This window comes from Microbulbifer sp. NBRC 101763 (genome assembly GCF_040371615.1).
Classification (GTDB): Bacteria; Pseudomonadota; Gammaproteobacteria; order Pseudomonadales; family Cellvibrionaceae; genus Microbulbifer; species Microbulbifer variabilis.
This window is the reverse complement of the sequence record NZ_BAABQV010000005.1, coordinates 81,982-99,476: the sequence shown is the minus strand read 5'-3', so window position 1 is coordinate 99,476 and position 17,495 is coordinate 81,982. Positions and strand designations below refer to the sequence as shown.

Here is a 17,495-nt window from a genome sequence, read left to right as displayed (position 1 = left end):
GTAAGCCACCATATCAACGCTCGACTTCTCGATGAAGGCGGGCATACAAAGTCAGAGTGGTGGGGACTGGTAAAAATCACGAAGGCGGGCAATCTATCCTTGGTTGTGAATCTTGTAAATAGCTTGCTAAAAGTGTGGATAGGATTGGCCAAATGCCCATATTTTTAGGCTATAGACACCCAAAAAAGACCAAGTATAGGATATCTCTATCGATAGCTGGAATCGGGGAGAGTTATCGAAACATCTCATCCGTTGGTTAACATTATGAGGTGAATTAGACACATGTCCAGGTCTGAGTTGATACAGGTTCTCTAGTTTATGGCACAACTTTAACATCGAGCAAAAATGTTTTCCCGGTCTGAATACTTTGCAATCCTTTGTTGATAGCTTTTTTTAACTCGCTTATCTCTTTTACTCGCAGGCCTTGCCCTCCGTAAGATTCGACCGTTTTACAATAATCAGGTTCAGGCTGTATAAGATTGCCAACAAAATGATTATTTTTAATTGCTGCACCATTTGGGAAGTACTTTTGTATATTCCAAGTTTGCGATAAGTACTGGTTGTTGTTACATAAGACGATGAAAAGCGGTAATCCATATTCCTGAGAGAATCCCAGCGCAGCGGGAATAGGATTATAGTGCCAGGCGCCATCACCAATAATGCAAACGACGAGCCTGTCGGGGCTCGCAAGTTTTACCCCTAATGCTGTGCCCAATCCGGTTCCTAATGCACCACACCAGCCTCTAAATTGTTGAAATAATTTAGTACTGTACAAATGATTCAGCATCTGAGGAACCTGGGCAACAATCTCATCGATGCATGCGCAGTTTTCGGGTAAAGTATCATGTAAAACTCGGAATAATTCTGAAGCCGGAATACCTTGTTTCGTTGCTTGTAACACTTCTTGTGCATCTTTACGGTTTTTTTCCCGTATTGAGTTTGAATAACGTGACCAATCATTAGCACGCTTTTTGTTATCAATTTTTTTGTCTTCCAGTGAGGCTGATATTTGCTTCATATTGAGAAAGCGGTCACCTGCAATAGTATGGGTTGTTTTGTAACCCCAATAGGGCGCACGAGGCCTTAATGGATCTTCTTCAAGATGAATGACAGTGCAATCAGGCATTAATGCCCGGTGGGGAGGATGCCAGGGGGCATTACAGCCAATGAGCAGAATGACGTCAGTTTTATTGAGGATTTCACTTGTAATTTCAAACCCATACAGCGGGTGAGACCTGGGGAAGTTATGATACGCAGGCATCATGAACTCGAAAACAGGAGCTGCAAGAGTTTCAGCGATATGGATTAGTTGTTCTTTTTCAGCTTTTGTTCGTCCACCATATTCTGTGATAATAATAGGTAATGATGCACTTGCTAACAGATTTGTTATTTCTTCTATTTGGCTTTTTGTAGCCACTACCGGACTTGAAGCCAGAACGGGAGGCAGAGACTTGGGTGCTTCATGTAGTAATATATCGAAAGATACTTCAAGTAAAACGGGCCCTCGCGGGACAGCATTTGCAATAAATTGGGCCCGATTAAGCTCTTGTACTAGATCAGAAGAAGTTATTGCTTTTTTTGACCATTTGACGACTCTTTCTCCCTCTATTGCTGGGCCTGCAAAATCAACAAGTAAAGAGGGCCATTCCGGACCTGGATCGGTTGTAGCATCCTCACCGTAGGTTAATGAATCAGGTGATATAACGAGCATCGGGATTCGTTCTTGTAATGAGGACCTTAGTGCCATAGAGCCGTTTAATACTCCCAGACTGGAAGGGAGAAAAACAGCCTGCGGCTTTCCCTTAACCTTAAAGTATCCATAGGCAAGGCTGACAGCCAATAGTTCATGACGACAACGAAAATAGCGTATGTTTATTTTATTTTCTCTAGCAGCGAATACTTCCCACACTGGCGCCATAATGGCGATGGGCGAGGCAAAAATACAATCTACTTTGTTTGCATCTAATTGATCAATTATGGCATAAGCGCCATTGTATATTGGATGTGTTGTAGAATGGCTCATAAATAAGTTTGCCTTCTATATCCCTGTTTGCATGTTCATATTGATCGATTTTCTGCGTTTGTTTCTTATAGCTTAGTTCGTTTCTATTTTTAAGTTGCTATAAAGGCTAATAGGCCATCATGGTTATGAACCTTAATTCAAAGAAAGTAACTGTTATTTTTATTGGGGCTTTACACTATTGTTTTTTCAAATAGCACCTGCTTGTGAGTGCCTTTTTATCAGTCAGTGAGTCGTGTCCGATTGAGTTTTCTATGGGCAGTGATGAGCTCCTGAAAGAGTGATTTGGCTGAGGTTGAGGCTAAGGCGATGAGCGTTGGATATTTAGTATGATGGTATTAGGTTTCGAGGATGAATGCTCCAGCGCGAAATGGATAATGCGCAAATTGACCACTGGCTTTCGCGCGTGAAACTACCTATGACATGAAGCAGACACATTGGGTTTCTTGGTCATAAGACTGGCAGTACCGCTATCTGGTTTCTATGTGGCAAGTTCTGAGGGCAACTTTCAATAGTGCCGATCAATAGCGATACGAAATGGTTAGATATATCCTCAGCAAAAGGCTATTACTTTCTGACTTAGAGCCAAGGTAAGGCATTGATACATCATGCTTCGATTTATTTACACTTCCCCGCCAATCGATGGACACAGATTGATCAACGGGGGAGGGCGTCCCTATCGATAATCGGGGTTGGGAAAATCGGGCTTGCAGCCTGCATCCCATGCCGAGCGCTGATTTCCATGGGCGGGGATACCACCGGCATCTTTTATTATTCTCGCAAGGTGCATCAAATTCCATGTCATAAAGGTGGTGTTGCGGTTGGTGAAGTCATTTTGCGGGCCGCCAGAACCTGGGTCCAGATATGAGGGGCCAGGGCCTGCTTCACCAACCCAGGCTGCATCTGCTTGGGGTGGGATAACATAGCCAAGATGTTGCAAGGAGTAGAGGATATTCATCGCACAGTGTTTGGCTCCGTCTTCATTGCCAGTAATAAGGCAGCCCCCGACTCGCCCATAATAGGCGTATTGTCCCTGGTCATTCAGATCAGATGAATTGGCATAAAGCCTTTCTATAACCTGGGTGCATACGGATGATTTTTCCCCCAGCCAAATAGGTGTTGTTATAACCAGGATATTGGCCTCAATCACTTGTTGAAATATCTGTGGCCAGTCATCGTTCTCCCAGCCGTGTTTAGTCATATCTGGGTAAACGCCGAAGGCAATATCGTGGTCAACTGGTCTCAGTACCTGTACCGATATACCGTTTCTTTGCATGATTTCTCGGGAGATAGTAACCAGTCCATCCGTATGGGATAGTTCCGGCGTAGGCTTCAGAGTGCAGTTAAGAAATACAGCTTTCAGGTCAGAAAAGTCCCAACGGCTGGATTCACACTCTTCAATTTGTTTCTTGTTAAGGGTCATTATTGGCCTCCTTGCAAAATCTGGTTCCCGGCAAATCAGAATGAGCAGTTTTAACTTAGCTGATAGTTGTTACCATTTCTCCACATGGGGCCTAAGATCCACCTCGAAAGTCCAGGCGGATTTGGCCTGGGTTGTCAGGAAAAAGGCCGTGTCGGCGATATCTGGTGGCTGCAAAAATGTTTGATTATCTCTTGTGCTTCCATCTAGTGTGCGACTTTTACTTACCGGCCCATCAATGATCAGGTAGGCTACATGTACCCCTTTGGGCCAAAGATGCCTGGCCATCGATTGGGCAAGACTGCGCTGCGCAGCCTTTGCTGATGCAAAAGAAGCAAAGTTCGCTCCGCCGCGGAGGGAGGCGGTTGCCCCCACAATAATGATGTTTCCTTTGCCATGCTGGATCATCTCAGTAGTCACCAGTTGGCCGAATAGAGCGCAGCCCCGGCAATTTATCTTCCAATCCGATTCATATTCATAGATATCGAGATTTTCAATGGTGCAGGAGTGGCCAGAGCCAGCGTTGTAGATCAATGTTTCGATTGGGGCCATTTCAGCTTGGATACGGCTGAATACATCGGCAATTTGATCAGGTTTGGTAACGTCACAGATGTAACTCTTTGCCTGGCGCAGCTCAGCCTGCAATTTATCTAGGTAACTTTTATTTCGGGCAAGAAGCGCCACCTGGTAGCCTTCGTGATTAAACTTCTTGGCAAAGGCGGCCCCATTTCCAGGCCCGACGCCTACAACGACGCAGGTGTGTTTAGCCATGGTTGGTGTCTCCAGGAAAAGCTGGTGAGTCCTGACCCGGGCCAATTTACGGCTCAAAAAGAACTATTTTGGCGCCTGGGTACAAGAGTGCTGTGGTAATTAGGGTTAGTTAGTAGATATTGCCCGTTGCTGCCCGGAGAGTTTAGTTGGTCCCAGGTGTTTATTGGCGAGCGTGGCTGATTTTATGAGCTTGTCAGTGTAGACAGCCTGAGATAGATGGAAAGTGGATCGGCAGGGTAGGTATTGGTGCTCCCATAGGGCGATTCAGCTCAAGCTTACAGATTTAGCAGGCTTTTTTTCGGGAGCCTGAGGCAGATTCCGGGCTCCCATAGCAGCTAAAGTAATTCTGCCATCTTCTTCATAAGAATTGCTGAGGCGTTTTCGGTGAATTGTTGCCCTTCCTCAATGTACTCCCAAACTGTGGCATCACTTTTCCAGCCACCTTGCTTTTTGATCAGCTCAAAACCAACCTTTTCCCGGGCTGCAGATGTAGATAGTCCGCGGCGGAAGCTATGGCTGCTGAGTTCATTGATGAAGTCAAATCCACAATCTGCCCCAAGCTTCTTCAGTAGGTCATTGATGGCAGTGGGATTTAATTGCCGGTCCTGAACTGTATCCCAGCGGTTAACCGCTCTGAATACCGGCCCACGAACAATACCACTTACTTTTAGCCAGGTTTTGAGGGCTTGAGCTGGGCAGGATTCTGGTTTACCGAAGGGGAGGGCACGCATAATTCCTTGACCGTTTTGATCTGTTTTGGATTTAGGTAGACGCACAATCAGGCCTTCCTCTTCCCAGACCAGGTCTTCCACCTGGATCGCTACCAGCTCGCTACGCCGAAATGCCCCAAAGAAGCCAATTAGAATCAGAGCGAGATCCCTTGCCTTCTTATTTGAATCCGGTTGCGAGCGCAACTGATTAGCCATAGTGGCAATGTGTTGGAGGCTCAAAGCCTTGGCTTTTTGTTTGGGCTTGCCATGCGTGCGGCGAATGCCGCGCATAGTCTTTTGTACCAAGGGTTCGGTGACTGGATTTGGAATTCCCTGATACAGATGCCATTGGCCAATGGCGGTAAGGTGCAGATCCAATGTGCGAGGGTTCAACTTGTCTGCCCGGCTCATCAGATAGCTCACTAGTGAGTGGCCATCGGTAGGCAGCCTGCCGCCCCACCGTTCGAACTGGCGGATAGCTGAGCGGTAAGCCTTGCGCGTACTGTCAGAGGTGGCCGCACGCAGGTATTTCTGGATGTCCTCTTCTGATAGCAGAGCGTCAGCCTGTCCAGTTGTACTAAGAGAGCTGGTTTTTAGCGGGGGTATCCCGGGCGGGGAGGGCTGGATTCCCATGATTTTCAAGACACCTTAAGAAGTATTGATTGTACTGGTGGTACGGGAAATGCGGGCTTTCTTATAAATATAACCTTCGATAAGAATCATTATCGAAGGTTATAAAGGTAAATTCAAGAATTGGTTAATTGTAAAGTATTATGTAATATTACGTATTACGTAATTTGTAACGAAATAATCTAAGGAAAGGCTAATGGCACGTGCAGGGGTTACTTATTTCGATATTGTTGAGGCTGCGAAAGCGGTAAAGGCCCTGGGGGAAGAGCCAACGGTAGATCGGGTGCGATCTCACCTGGGAACTGGCAGCAAAAGCACTATCGCGCCACTGTTAAAGCGTTGGCGTAGCGAGATTGCCAATGACACAGATGTTAGTGGCCTCCCTAGGGACCTGGTGGAGGCTCTCAAAGGGTTACACCAGCGCATCCAGGGGCAGGCGGACCAAAGAGTTGAAGAGGTTCAGCAGGAATTTAGGGCTCAGGAAGAATCAATAGCCGCCCAACTCAGCGAGGTTCAGGAGAAAAACTCCAAGCAGGCGGCCAGTGTTCGTGAGCTGGAGCGGAAGCTGGCGATTGCGGAAACCGAAAAGCGCCAGCTAAAGCGGGCTCTGGATGATACGCAGAAAGCGGTTGAGAAGAGCGAATTTCAACGTGAAGAGGCTTTGGGCCGCATTCAGGAGCAGAAAGAGTCCATTGAGGAAATGAGGCTCGAGAACCGTGATATTCGTGAGCACTTCGAGCATTTCCAGCAACGAACTGCCAGCGATCGTCAGCATGAAAGGGATCAGTTCCGCTCCGCAAGTGAGCAGCTGAAAGGTCAAGTGGCCACACTTACTGAGCAGTTGGCACTGACCGAGCGCAAGTTAAGTGAGCAGGAGCTGCTGAATAAACACGGGCAGGCACTGGTGGCAGAAGTTAATCGAGAAAAGCATGATCTATGTGAACAGGTTGGAGCATCTCAAGCGGAAGTGGAAGTGCTTAGAAGGCAGGCTGAAGATCAGGGCAAGCTGGACATGGCTAGAGCTACGGAGATAACCAGCTTACAGAACCAGTTAGCCCAACTGCAAAGTGACTACTCAGCTCTCGCCAAAGAGGCACAGTTACAATATCAGTCCATGGAAAAGCTCGAAATAGATTTGACTTTATCCAAGGACCGCATAGAGCAGCTGGCGGATGAAAATCGTATCCTGCTGCAGGAAAAGGCGATGATACAAGGGCAGTTCACCCAGCTGGAGAACTCCCTGAAGATTCAGAAGTGAAAGTCTTGTGGCAACGATTAAGTCGTTGAGGTTATGAGAGAAGCGGGCTGAAAACAGGCGTTGGCTCTCGTGGTCCAGATTATATATACGAGGAGAAAGTGGAGTCTGCATTGAACTTCAGTGAGATGTTGATAAAATCCACCAGCATAAAAGCAAAACTAAAAAGCAATTCATTCTGATTCCTTCTTCTATATAAGTTCTAGCTCAATAACATCGCCTTATTTTCAGTTCTTTATATACAGTCTCACTTGCTTTTATTTTGCCGCAGTTTTTTATGGCAAACAGGAGGCAAGTGTTGTCCAGTAACTTTAGAGAGATTATTGATAAGCCCACTTTCTTTGGAGCGCTGGCGCTGCTGATAATGGTGACTGTGCCCTTGGTGCTTTACCCTGAGGTCGGTGCAGCCTGGGTACTGGTGGCTAAGAATTTTGTTACTGACAAATTAGGGGTCTTTTATTTGCTGCTGGGAGTTGGGGCGATTCTGTTTATGGTCTACATCGTATTTAGCGATATAGGTCAGATCAAACTGGGTAGCCCTGAAGAGAACCCTGAATTTTCAACACTATCCTGGGCTTCCATGCTTTTTTGCGCGGGCATTGGGGCCTCAATCCTCTATTGGTCCATGGTCGAGTGGATCTACTACTACCAGTCTCCGCCCTTTCAGGTTGAAGGGGGAACGCCTGAGGCTGCACGCTGGGCGGTCGCTTACGGCATATTTCATTGGGGGCCCTTGGCGTGGTCTATTTATTTGATACCGGCACTACCTATTGCCTATTTCTACTATGTACGCAATCACAGTGTATTGAAGATCAGTGAAGCACTGATGCCGGTTTTGGGGGAACAGCGGGCACAAGGGGGTATTGGCAAGCTGATTGACGTCTTGTTTGTGTTTGGCATGCTTGGAGGTGGTGCCACTACCTTAGGGATTGCCGCTCCTTTGATTACCCAAGGCGCTCATGAACTGCTAGGTGTGCCAACCGGGCTGGGTACCCAGGTAACCGTACTAATGATCTGTACGCTGATCTTTGGCTATAGCGCATTTGTAGGCCTGAAGAAGGGTATTCGGGCGCTTTCCAATGTGAACATGTGGCTTTCGATCTCTCTGCTGGTATTTGTTTTTCTTGTTGGTCCAACCCTGTTTATGCTAAATACCGGGTTAGATGCCTTGGGCCGTGTGCTGGACAACATCTTCCATATGGCATCCTGGACTGAGCCATTTGCCAGGTTTGAGCAGTTCCCGGATACACACTTCCCGCAAGACTGGACCATCTTTTACTGGGCCTGGTGGTTGGTTTTTGCACCCAGTGTTGGTTTATTTATTGCTCGCATTTCTCGCGGCAGGACTATCAAGACGATGGTAGTCGGTTCTATCTTCTTTGGTACCCTGGGTTGCTTTCTGTTCTTTATGGTGTTGGGTAACTACGGAGTTTATCTTCAATTTTCCGGTGAATTGGATGTTGTACAGATATTAAATGAGCAGGGGGCTACAGAGGCTATCTTTGCTACGCTTAAAACACTTCCCGCCAGTAAGCTGGTCATCCTGGTTTACACCATACTCGCGCTTATCTTTACAGCAACTACCTTTGACTCCATCTCTTATATTCTCGCTGCTGTGGTGCAGAAGGAAGTAGATGAGGAACCAGCGCGATGGAATCGCCTATTTTGGGCTTTTGCTTTGTCTGTGATGCCGGTGACTTTGATGTTTCTCGGTGGATTAGACACTCTGCAGACTGCCAGCGTTATTGGTGGAGTCCCATTGCTTATTGTTGCCCTCCTGCTTTGCATATCGATCGTTAAAGCTGCTGATTATGATTTGCGCTACCAGCCTGATTATGAGGAAAAGGAAATTTATATCGAAGACTTCCCGAAGGAAGACCCCTGGACTAAGGAAGGGGACTGGGAGATACCCAGTCATGGCACCCATGGGATATCACATGACGATAAGCCCCATATTGAAGGTGACCCTGGAAGCCATCCGTCCAGGCTATAAGAACAGGAAATGCCCTGGTGAGCGCTCTAAGGCACTTTTTTCTAGAGGTGCCTTCTAGATCACTCTTAAAAAATCAAGGAGTTGCCATTAGCTAACCACCACAAAGCTTGAATGTTGAATTTTACTATATTCTTCAATTCGAATTATATCTCCATAGTTTGCTCCCATGAGGTCTTGGCAGGTGGTAAGAAAGTCATCAAGAGCTCTGGGCGCCCCCTCTAAAAGCATTTCCAAGGTTTCATTTTGGGTGTTTTTCGCCCACCCTGAAATGCCAAATCTTGCCGCACTTTTTTGTATTTTTTCAGCAAGATCTTTAAAAGATACCTCTTTATCTAGTTGGATATGTATAGATTTTTGAATGGTTATAGTTTGATCTTCACTTTCAAATAAAGAGTCCAGTAAAGCGCCAGCTACATCTCGACCAATACCAATATCTGGATGGTGATGCCAAGCCAGAAAGGGCTTGTATGTGACATCTCTAATTGCCCATTCCTGGTCTTTAGGAGATGCAGATATATCTTCGGCAATAATAGTTACCCCGGAAAGGTAGGGGTGGAACAACTCTGATATAACATGACTCGCAATCTCCGTGAATTTGCAATGTATCTCCCTGGTTACTTCCTGCCATCTATGGTTTACTCCAAGCTCTGTATTTAGCTTGTATCCTTCATGAATGCTTTGAAGTACGGACACTACCGCACCATCTATTAGTACCAGCCTGTATATCTTTAGTTTTTCACCTACATCATTTTTACTGAAGTAAGGTATTTTTTTGTACTTCAGGAAGCTTGAGAGAAAACTTTTATCATTGCATATTATTCGCGATACTAAAGATGTGCTTTCTGGCATGCAGCCAAGAAATAGGTGCGATTGTTTTTTATTTTTGGCAATAAACACATTGTCATCTACATCCTCAGTTTTGATTCCTTTCCTTAGGGCAGCCTGTTTGATAAATTTTATTGAGTTTCCAAGCTCTCTAAGTGATGCATTATCACTTATGGTGTAAGAGTATTGAGGGGCTGGATTGTAGCTAGCCTTTTTGTTTCCAGTGGCCGCAGATGGGTGTTTTAAAACATATTCAAGTAGTGCTTTAGGGGTGTTAATCTGATCGCCGTATCCCGGAAATGTAGGGGAAGATATATCTGGATTGGAGTTAACCTCAAGGACAACGGCCCTGGCATTTTCCTTTTCTGTATCCACAATCAAGTCAACGCCTGCCTGTATAATTCCAGGAAAAGTAGCGGCTGCCCTCTCTGCAATTTCAAGTGTTGCCTTATCTACGTGGTCAATAAAATTGACTATTTCCCCCCCAACTGTTGCTACGCTTGTAAGCCATACTCGCTCATTATGCTCGGGGACATAATCTAAAGTGAGGCCCTTCCTATCGATCAAGTCAAACCGATTGATCGGGTCATGAATCAGATTAGGATTGAGCTTTCTGCGTTCATTTTTCTTTTCTATCAAATGCCTGATACTGCTTATTCCGTCGCCAACTACATTTGCAGGAATTCTAACAAATGCTGTTACGGCTTTGCCCCCAATTACCCAGACCCTTAAATCATATCCGTCAATGCTTTTCTCAACAATAATTTCCTTACTGTACTTTGCTGCAAATTCCCAGCCGCTAATGAATTCTTCTTCGGTGCAAATACCGGTGGTAACACCTCTGGCCATGGAAGCATTGTTTGGTTTGATGGCAACCTTGCCATTAAAGTTCTTGAAATAGGCAAGAGCGCTCTTAATATCCTTGAAAACATTCCCCTCCGGAACCGGCACTCCATTCTCAGTTAACATCTTCTTTGCAATGTTCTTGATTCTTGCACAGTAGCTATGAACACAGGAGCTTGATGGGGAGTTGCTCAAGAATGGGACTCGCAGGTCCCCATTGATGATCTCGTAAATAGATTTTTCATGAAACTTGAAAGTGCATCCTAACCTTTCAGCTTCTGCAGTTATTATTGGCAGGCTAAGATCTCTCTCCTTTACTTTAAGAAAAGGGGAGTTGGAATAGTCATTCTCTTCAGTGAGAATATTACTTAAATTTATCTGTTTCTCATTCAACATAAATATATACATCCATGTATGTTATAGGCTCTAGGTGTTTTCTATTCTTGGTCCGCCGGATAAATTATATTCGGCAGGTGTCAATGTTGGTCATTGTCTGCAGTATATTTTCTTCCCTGGCAAAGACTTCCTGAAATGCTTTTTCAATAATATCGATACCGCCTTGAAGGTTTTGATCACTGGTAGTTAGGGGGCAAAGCAGTTTAAGAACCTGGTCATCGGCGCCACTGGTCTCAATAATCAGCTGATGTTCAAACGCATACTCGGATACCCTTTTGGCCAGATAGCCTGTTACGCAGTCGATGCCTTGAAACATACCACGGCCTTTACTTTTCAGTAGGCCCTCGCCGTATTGATTAATAATGCTGTTAAGACGTGAGGAGATATAGCTGCCTTTTCGCTTTATATCTTCAGAGAAGCTAGGGTCTGACCAGTAGTGGTCAATTGCCGCTTTTGCGGTTACAAATGCCAGGCTGTTACCGCGGAAGGTACCATTGTGTTCTCCGGGCTTCCATTGATCCAGCTTGGGTTTCATTAAGACTAGTGCGATCGGTAATCCATAACCTCCAAGCGACTTGGAAAGAGTGATAATATCGGGCTCAATTCCCGCCTCTTCGAAACTGAAGAAATCGCCTGTTCGTCCACAGCCAGCCTGGATATCGTCAACTATCAAAAGCAATTCATGTTTTCTGCAAACACTCTGTAGATTTCTTAACCATCCGATACTGGCACTATTAATACCGCCTTCACCTTGAATTGTTTCCACAATAACGGCAGCTGGTGAGCCGATACCACTACTGGAGTCCGATAGTGCCTTATCCAGGTACTCCGTTGTGTCAATGCCGTTCCCCAAGTAGCCGTCATAAGGCATTCGATGGGTACCACTTAGTAGAATACCTGCCGCATCTCTGTGATAGGAGTTTCCCGTTGCTGTGAGGGAACCAAGACTTACACCATGAAAACCATTGGTAAAGGCAATAATGGCTGGCCGTCCAGTGACCTTGCGGGCAACCTTCATGGCGGCTTCTACTGCATTAGTACCTGTAGGTCCTGTAAATTGGATAATGTATTCCATGCCCCTGGGGGCAAGGATATTGTCACTAAAGGTTTGGAGAAACTCTCCCTTGGCCTTGGTGTGTAGATCCAGACCGTGTGTAATACCGTCGGCCCGGATGTAATCCAATAGAGCCCCTTTGAATAGTGCGTTATTGTGCCCATAATTGAGTGCACCTGCTCCAGCCAGAAAATCTAAATACTGGTTTCCATCCAGGTCCCACAATAATTCACCTTTTGCGCGACAGAACACCTTTGGGAAGGATCGTGCATAGCTTTGCACTTCCGATTCAACCTCATCGAAAATCTTCATTCTGTACTCTTAATGAAGTTTGGCTATTTAAATGAGTGTAGTGGTATCCCAAATAGGGTACTTATATGGGAGCTAAAATTGCCATTTGATACAACGCTGCCTGGATCTTCTAGCTTGTATTATAAAGGCGTGATATTTTGCGATTCGTACCTCTAAGATGACGTCTTAGATATGCTACTAAAAATATGGCGCCAATTTAGCCGCTATTTACCACAGTTACATTATTGAGAACCAAATGCAGGCATCACCCGATCTACACAGTATTTTCTGAGGTGAGTGGGGTTATTGATAAGCGTGTTCTCTTTGAAACACTGATTAAGCAGGCTCACATACTGGTTGAATAGCAGCTTTGCTTCCTTTACCGGTAAAGAAACGAGCCGGTTAATAAACTGGCGGGAACCCACCTGGAAGTGCATATAATCAATCGGAGCATTCCAATCTCCTCCCCAGACAGCAAAGCCATGCTTGGCAAAAACTGTAGTTATATCTTCAGACATTCCTTTGCGTATCGGCTTTCCTGCCCGGTATTTTGCTCGGTTTAAATAACCCTCTGTTGCATCCTTCGGGATTACCACTGCTTTTGAGTGTTTATCTATATGTAGATAGGGATTCTGTAGGGGGTTGATATCAATGGCAACACCATAAGCATGCTCAGACCACTTATTTCCGCCGGTGATGGGCCGGGAATCAAAGGCGAGCGTGTTATTCATATCATCTGCAAGACGCTCTTTCTTCGTGAAATACTCAATTGGTATTGCTGATTCTATCGGAAAATGCAATTGGTATAGCTCTGTAAAAAGATCCAATACTTCAGCGGCAACGACATCAAGTACAATAATTGCCCCTTTTTCAGGGGTCTCATTAGTACTTGTTTGATTGATACTTGTGGCACCTTTATTACTACTGGTTGCATTACTTTTTTCTGTCGGGTTAGGTAAAAGTGGATGGAAATTAAAAACTACTCTCTTTAGACGTTCACAGCCGATAGGAGAATCACTCCTGATAACTTGCCTATATCCCATTAGCTCACAATCCTTTTGGGAGACATCATAAACACCTATTTCGGATTCGGGCCTGAAGTCATAGATATCAATATCGCTTAAAGGACTTTTTGTACACGCCCACAGAGCTAAGCCAAATAGAATGGTGATCGCCAATTTATACATATCGATCCTTCTCTTTTACTTTGAAATATTTAACTTTCAAAGCTGTTTGAATATGTGCCGATCTGTGTTTGGCAAGGAAAGTTAGTAGTGAATTTCGCCATATGAATGTCATATCAGTATACTTTTTGGCATCACATTGTCTTCCTAAAAGATTGGCGTATTAATGTTCGGTAGTGTTGCGTAGGGGGTTTATAAAAGGCTCAAGTCATAATAGCGATACTGGTGTATGTTATTTTTCTTTTGACCACCAATATCAATTAATACGGAGAGATTTATTGAATAGGGGATCGGAAGATCTAATAGACTGGCCCACCTTTTTGGGCGCTCTGGCAATATTGCTAGTGACAACACTGCCTCTGATCTTATATCCAGAGGCTGGCTCTATGTGGCTCTTGGCAGTGAAAGACCTGGTAACAGAAAAGTTAGGTGTTTTTTATCTTCTACTTGGCATAGGGGCGATGCTGTTTGTGCTATATGTTGCATTTAGCGATATCGGCCGGATAAAACTGGGAGGCCAAAAGGAAGCTCCAGAGTTCTCAACTGTGTCCTGGGCCGCCATGCTGTTTTCTTCTGGCATTGGCGCTTCGATTTTATATTGGTCGATGGTTGAATGGATCTACTACTATCAACAGCCGCCGTTCCAAGTTCAAGCGAGCTCAGTCGAAGCCGCCCGTTGGGCCGTTTCTTACGGAATTTTTCACTGGGGGCCATTAGCCTGGTCCATTTATTTGATCCCTGCGGTGCCTATTGCTTACTTCTATTATGTACGCCAGCGTAAAGTCCTGAAATTTAGCCAAGCACTTGCGCCTGTGCTGGGGGAGGGGAGAGCAAATGGGCCCATTGGCAAGGCTATAGATATTTCCCTGGTGTTTGGGATGCTCGGAGGTGCCGCTACGCGACTTGGTATTGCTGCGCCGCTGATTACTTTGGGGCTTTATAAGATATTTGGCATGCCTACCGGACTGGGGGTTCAGGTTGGCGTACTTGTGATATGTGCACTGTTGTTTGGCTACAGTGCCCTTGCAGGTTTGAAACGGGGAATTGGCGCACTCTCGAACTTCACTATTTTTCTGTCCCTTGCACTGCTATTCTTTGTATTTGTCGTTGGCCCAACGCTATTTATGCTTAACAGCGGGCTGGACTCTCTGGGCAGGGCCCTGCATAACTTTTTGCAGATGGCCACTTGGACTGAATCCTTCTCTCATTTCCAGCAGTTTCCCAACACCCGTTTTCCCCAGGAGTGGACCGTTTTCTATTGGGCTTGGTGGCTGGTTTTTGCGCCGAGTATTGGCCTTTTTATTGCGCGTATTTCCCGAGGCAGGACCATCAAGGAAATGATCCTTGGTTCAATATTATTTGGTACTCTCGGATGCTTCTTGTTCTTTATGGTGCTGGGCAACTACGGGGTTTACCTGCATTTCTCGGGTCAGTTGGATTTGGTGCAAATGCTGAATCAGCAAGGTGCTAATAGCACGATCTTTGCGATTTTGGATACGCTCCCGGCAAGCCAGTTGGTTGTGTTGCTATACACACTGATCGCACTGGTCTTCACGGTTATTACTTTTGACTCCATTTCTCACATTCTTGCGGCCGTTGTGCAGAAGGAGGTCGATGGCGAGCCTCTTCGGTGGAATCGAATTTTCTGGGCATTTGCTCTGGCAGTAATGCCAATCGCCTTGCTGTTTATCGGTGGGCTCGAAACACTGCAGGCCGCAAGTATTATTGCCGGTGTACCTTTACTGCTAATCGCACTTTTACTTTGTATCTCAATCGTCAAAGTTGCCCGGCACGACTTGGCTTTACATCCGGCCTTGGCTGAAAAGGAAATCGTTTTAGAGGGCCTGCCAAAAGAAGAACACCGGAACTCAAATGGGGCGCCTGCGCAAGAACAAGTGATGATGAAATCTGCTGAGAAGCTCGGCAAGGGCAGTGAAGGGGAGTTGCCTTAGGAGTTGCCTGGCGAGGAATCCCGGGGCCGTTTTAGGCCCCGGCTTGCATTCTTAACTTAAAAGTTAAAGGTGCGGGCAACAGAGAAAACAATACGTTCGTCGGCATTCTCAGAATCGAGAGTAGTGTTTTCTGCTGCAACATTGAGGTCGAAGCCGTTCAGGGAGGTCATGTACTCTACACGGTAGTGGTTGTAGGCTTTTTTACCTTCCCAGGTCCAGTTATCTTTATTGACGCTGGTGGAGCGGTCAGCACTGAAGCGAATATTGTGACCCTCTGCAAGCTCAAAGGTATGGGCCAGCATCATAATGTAGTGGCCACCACCCTGGCCAAAGTAATCCCAGCTGTACCAACCGTTGACTTCGGAATCGCCCAGTGCAGAGCTGTAGCCAAACTTGGTATAAGCTTCGGGGTAAGCGTACTCTTCAGAGAAATCATTATCACCGTGATAGGTGTAATAAGCGATTCCGGTGTCCAGGCTCACTTTGTCGGTAAGCTGCATGAACTTACCTGCGTAGAAGTCCCACTCCAGGTTAGTGTCATCACCTTTGCCAAAGTCCACGTTGGAAGCCCAGGTACCAACATACCAACCGTTATCAAAGCCGTAGTCCAGGCTAGCCTGCAGTGCTGGGTCATTCTGGGTCTGGCTAACACCGTTAAAGGTGTAGTCGGTGGTCAGATTTACAGTAGAAGACAGCTCTGCCTGGGATTGTTGGGCAAGTACCAGTAGGGAAGCACAGGTCAGTGCAGAAAGTTTCAACGTCGATTTCATTGTTCAATTACCACTTATTTATATTTTGTAGCCCCCACCTAAGAGGGTGGGGGATTTCAACAGTTAGCTCGCCAGTTCGATCTTGTTAAAGTCGACTTTGTTTTCTTTAGGCGAGGAGTCGATAGCTGCTACCGCCCTGAAGCGCTTCACCAGGATGTAACCCAGACAGCAGAAGAAAATGCCAATCACCAGGGCACCGATCCATTGGATTTGCAGGAAGTCCAGCTTGAACAACAGGGTGAGAAGACTCATCGCAGCCAGGTTCAGTACGAAGTATTTCCACTTGCCCAGACGCGCAACGGTCATACCCAGGTTGTCGGTGTACAGGCGAATCAGGGAGTCCAGCGAGTTGATCACGAAGGTAATACCCACAATCACCATAGCCAGGTTGTAGAAGCCGCTGGTATCCAGGCCTTGGCTGGAGTAGTAGTAGAGCACGGTAAACCAGAGTGCGATGGGGATAGATGGGAAAATCAGCATTGCCGCCAGCACTTGGTAAGTGCGCAGACCGCCCACAAAGCGGGAGGTAAACTGGCCGATCATAATGCTCCAGGCAAACCACCAGAACAGGTAAAATTCGTGGTAGTCATTCAGAGGCAGTACGAACTGGTGGATATTACCGAAGTAACCGCCGAGCAGCGCAAAGGTGGAAGCGAAGTCTCCAACGCTGCCATTCTCACCGGTAAAGGCGCCTACCCACATGACCGCGATCAGGCCAATAAACATCCAGGTAGTTGCCAGGCTGAGGAAGCGCACATAGCGCAGGCTGGTAGATGAGTAGACCGCAGCGGCGATCACTGCAAAGACGATCAGGTAGAAGGTGCCAACAATGGTTTCACCATCGCCAACTTGCGGCAGGTACCAGGGCAGGTTGCTGAGCAGCAAGTAGGCGGTAAAGGCACAGGTTCCGATAATCACCACATTGTTGATCAGCTTTACTGGGCCCAACTCAAAGAATTTAACTTTGGGCTCGATAATGCAGAAGTAAAAACAGGTGAGGAAGTAGAAGCCCCAGATCAGGAAGGCCCAAAAACCAAACTCAATCGCGAGTGGGTTGGTGAAACCATATTCTGGGCTATTGGCTAAGTCTGCGTAGCCACCGAACTCGGTGAGGGGGAACATGATCAGGCCTACATCAAGGCCGGAGGTGAAAAGGATCGCTATAAAAGTGAAGGTTTTGACCGGGGTTACCCCGACCATCTTCACATTTCCCCATTTAATCAGCGAGAAAATTATTGCCGTGAAGGTAAACAATAATCCCGCGGAAAGCCAAGCTGTCATGCTGAGTCTCCAGCTAGTTATTGGTATGCCGGCGCCCCCAAAGGGCATTGCTGTTCGAGATTTGAATATCCCCGTCGCGTTTGAAGGGGGCAGTCAAATC

The 17,495-nt window shown here is 46.3% G+C and carries 12 protein-coding genes; 3 read left to right on the top strand and 9 right to left on the bottom strand.

Translation table 11 applies throughout. The annotated features are described in order from the left end of the window. Positions 1 to 316: 316 nt before the first annotated feature. The 4 genes from ABWV76_RS13315 to ABWV76_RS13300 all read right to left on the bottom strand — a co-directional run bounded on the left by ABWV76_RS13315 (position 317) and on the right by ABWV76_RS13300 (position 5,554). Entirely contained in the window at positions 317 to 2,023 is a 1,707-nt protein-coding gene (locus ABWV76_RS13315) for a thiamine pyrophosphate-dependent enzyme (RefSeq protein WP_353376207.1), read from the bottom strand. Positions 2,024 to 2,696: 673 nt separating this feature from the next. Then, positions 2,697 to 3,443 (bottom strand): flavodoxin family protein, encoded by a 747-nt coding sequence (locus ABWV76_RS13310; RefSeq protein ID WP_282953452.1) that lies wholly within the window; start codon positions 3,441 to 3,443, stop codon positions 2,697 to 2,699. Positions 3,444 to 3,512: 69 nt separating this feature from the next. Next, positions 3,513 to 4,211, bottom strand: coding sequence for an SDR family NAD(P)-dependent oxidoreductase (locus ABWV76_RS13305; RefSeq protein ID WP_282953453.1), 699 nt, complete (start codon positions 4,209 to 4,211; stop codon positions 3,513 to 3,515). Positions 4,212 to 4,546: 335 nt separating this feature from the next. After that, the gene (locus tag ABWV76_RS13300; RefSeq protein WP_020412830.1) at positions 4,547 to 5,554 is read right to left on the bottom strand and encodes a site-specific integrase; all 1,008 of its coding nucleotides are present in this window, start codon (positions 5,552 to 5,554) and stop codon (positions 4,547 to 4,549) included. A 193-nt stretch (positions 5,555 to 5,747) separates the two neighbouring features. Between ABWV76_RS13300 and ABWV76_RS13295 the strand changes: the two genes are divergently transcribed. Next, a complete protein-coding gene (locus tag ABWV76_RS13295) occupies positions 5,748 to 6,809 on the top strand; it encodes a DNA-binding protein (RefSeq protein ID WP_353376206.1) in 1,062 nt (353 codons plus the stop codon). Between the two features lie 295 nt (positions 6,810 to 7,104). Next, entirely contained in the window at positions 7,105 to 8,799 is a 1,695-nt protein-coding gene (locus ABWV76_RS13290; RefSeq protein WP_353376205.1) for a BCCT family transporter, read from the top strand. A gap of 87 nt (positions 8,800 to 8,886) precedes the next feature. Here the strand turns inward: ABWV76_RS13290 and ABWV76_RS13285 are convergent, their stop codons facing one another. The 3 genes from ABWV76_RS13285 to ABWV76_RS13275 all read right to left on the bottom strand — a co-directional run bounded on the left by ABWV76_RS13285 (position 8,887) and on the right by ABWV76_RS13275 (position 13,395). Then, positions 8,887 to 10,863, bottom strand: coding sequence for an acylphosphatase (locus ABWV76_RS13285; protein WP_353376204.1), 1,977 nt, complete (start codon positions 10,861 to 10,863; stop codon positions 8,887 to 8,889). Positions 10,864 to 10,927: 64 nt separating this feature from the next. Further along, positions 10,928 to 12,229: a diaminobutyrate--2-oxoglutarate transaminase gene (gene ectB, locus ABWV76_RS13280; protein ID WP_353376203.1), complete on the bottom strand. Its 1,302-nt coding sequence runs from the start codon at positions 12,227 to 12,229 to the stop codon at positions 10,928 to 10,930. 221 nt (positions 12,230 to 12,450) lie between these two features. After that, complete coding sequence (locus ABWV76_RS13275) at positions 12,451 to 13,395, bottom strand: M15 family metallopeptidase (protein WP_353376202.1); 945 nt, start codon at positions 13,393 to 13,395, stop codon at positions 12,451 to 12,453. A gap of 275 nt (positions 13,396 to 13,670) precedes the next feature. Between ABWV76_RS13275 and ABWV76_RS13270 the strand changes: the two genes are divergently transcribed. Further along, on the top strand, positions 13,671 to 15,344 hold the full coding sequence (locus ABWV76_RS13270; RefSeq protein WP_353376201.1) for a BCCT family transporter: 1,674 nt from the start codon (positions 13,671 to 13,673) through the stop codon (positions 15,342 to 15,344). 56 nt (positions 15,345 to 15,400) lie between these two features. Here the strand turns inward: ABWV76_RS13270 and ABWV76_RS13265 are convergent, their stop codons facing one another. Both ABWV76_RS13265 and ABWV76_RS13260 read right to left on the bottom strand, forming a co-directional pair. Continuing rightward, positions 15,401 to 16,114: a TorF family putative porin gene (locus tag ABWV76_RS13265; RefSeq protein ID WP_353376200.1), complete on the bottom strand. Its 714-nt coding sequence runs from the start codon at positions 16,112 to 16,114 to the stop codon at positions 15,401 to 15,403. A gap of 63 nt (positions 16,115 to 16,177) precedes the next feature. Further along, on the bottom strand, positions 16,178 to 17,395 hold the full coding sequence (locus tag ABWV76_RS13260) for a choline transporter (RefSeq protein WP_020412822.1): 1,218 nt from the start codon (positions 17,393 to 17,395) through the stop codon (positions 16,178 to 16,180). Positions 17,396 to 17,495 lie beyond the last annotated feature (100 nt).

Coding starts and splice junctions, on each gene's coding strand:
- ABWV76_RS13310 (WP_282953452.1), bottom strand. CDS start 3,443: ATGACCCTTAACAAGAAACAAATTGAAGAGTGTGAATCCAGCCGTTGG.
- ABWV76_RS13285 (WP_353376204.1), bottom strand. CDS start 10,863: ATGTTGAATGAGAAACAGATAAATTTAAGTAATATTCTCACTGAAGAG.
- ABWV76_RS13295 (WP_353376206.1), top strand. CDS start 5,748: ATGGCACGTGCAGGGGTTACTTATTTCGATATTGTTGAGGCTGCGAAA.
- ABWV76_RS13265 (WP_353376200.1), bottom strand. CDS start 16,114: ATGAAATCGACGTTGAAACTTTCTGCACTGACCTGTGCTTCCCTACTG.
- ectB (WP_353376203.1), bottom strand. CDS start 12,229: ATGAAGATTTTCGATGAGGTTGAATCGGAAGTGCAAAGCTATGCACGA.
- ABWV76_RS13305 (WP_282953453.1), bottom strand. CDS start 4,211: ATGGCTAAACACACCTGCGTCGTTGTAGGCGTCGGGCCTGGAAATGGG.
- ABWV76_RS13315 (WP_353376207.1), bottom strand. CDS start 2,023: ATGAGCCATTCTACAACACATCCAATATACAATGGCGCTTATGCCATA.
- ABWV76_RS13300 (WP_020412830.1), bottom strand. CDS start 5,554: ATGGGAATCCAGCCCTCCCCGCCCGGGATACCCCCGCTAAAAACCAGC.
- ABWV76_RS13275 (WP_353376202.1), bottom strand. CDS start 13,395: ATGTATAAATTGGCGATCACCATTCTATTTGGCTTAGCTCTGTGGGCG.
- ABWV76_RS13260 (WP_020412822.1), bottom strand. CDS start 17,395: ATGACAGCTTGGCTTTCCGCGGGATTATTGTTTACCTTCACGGCAATA.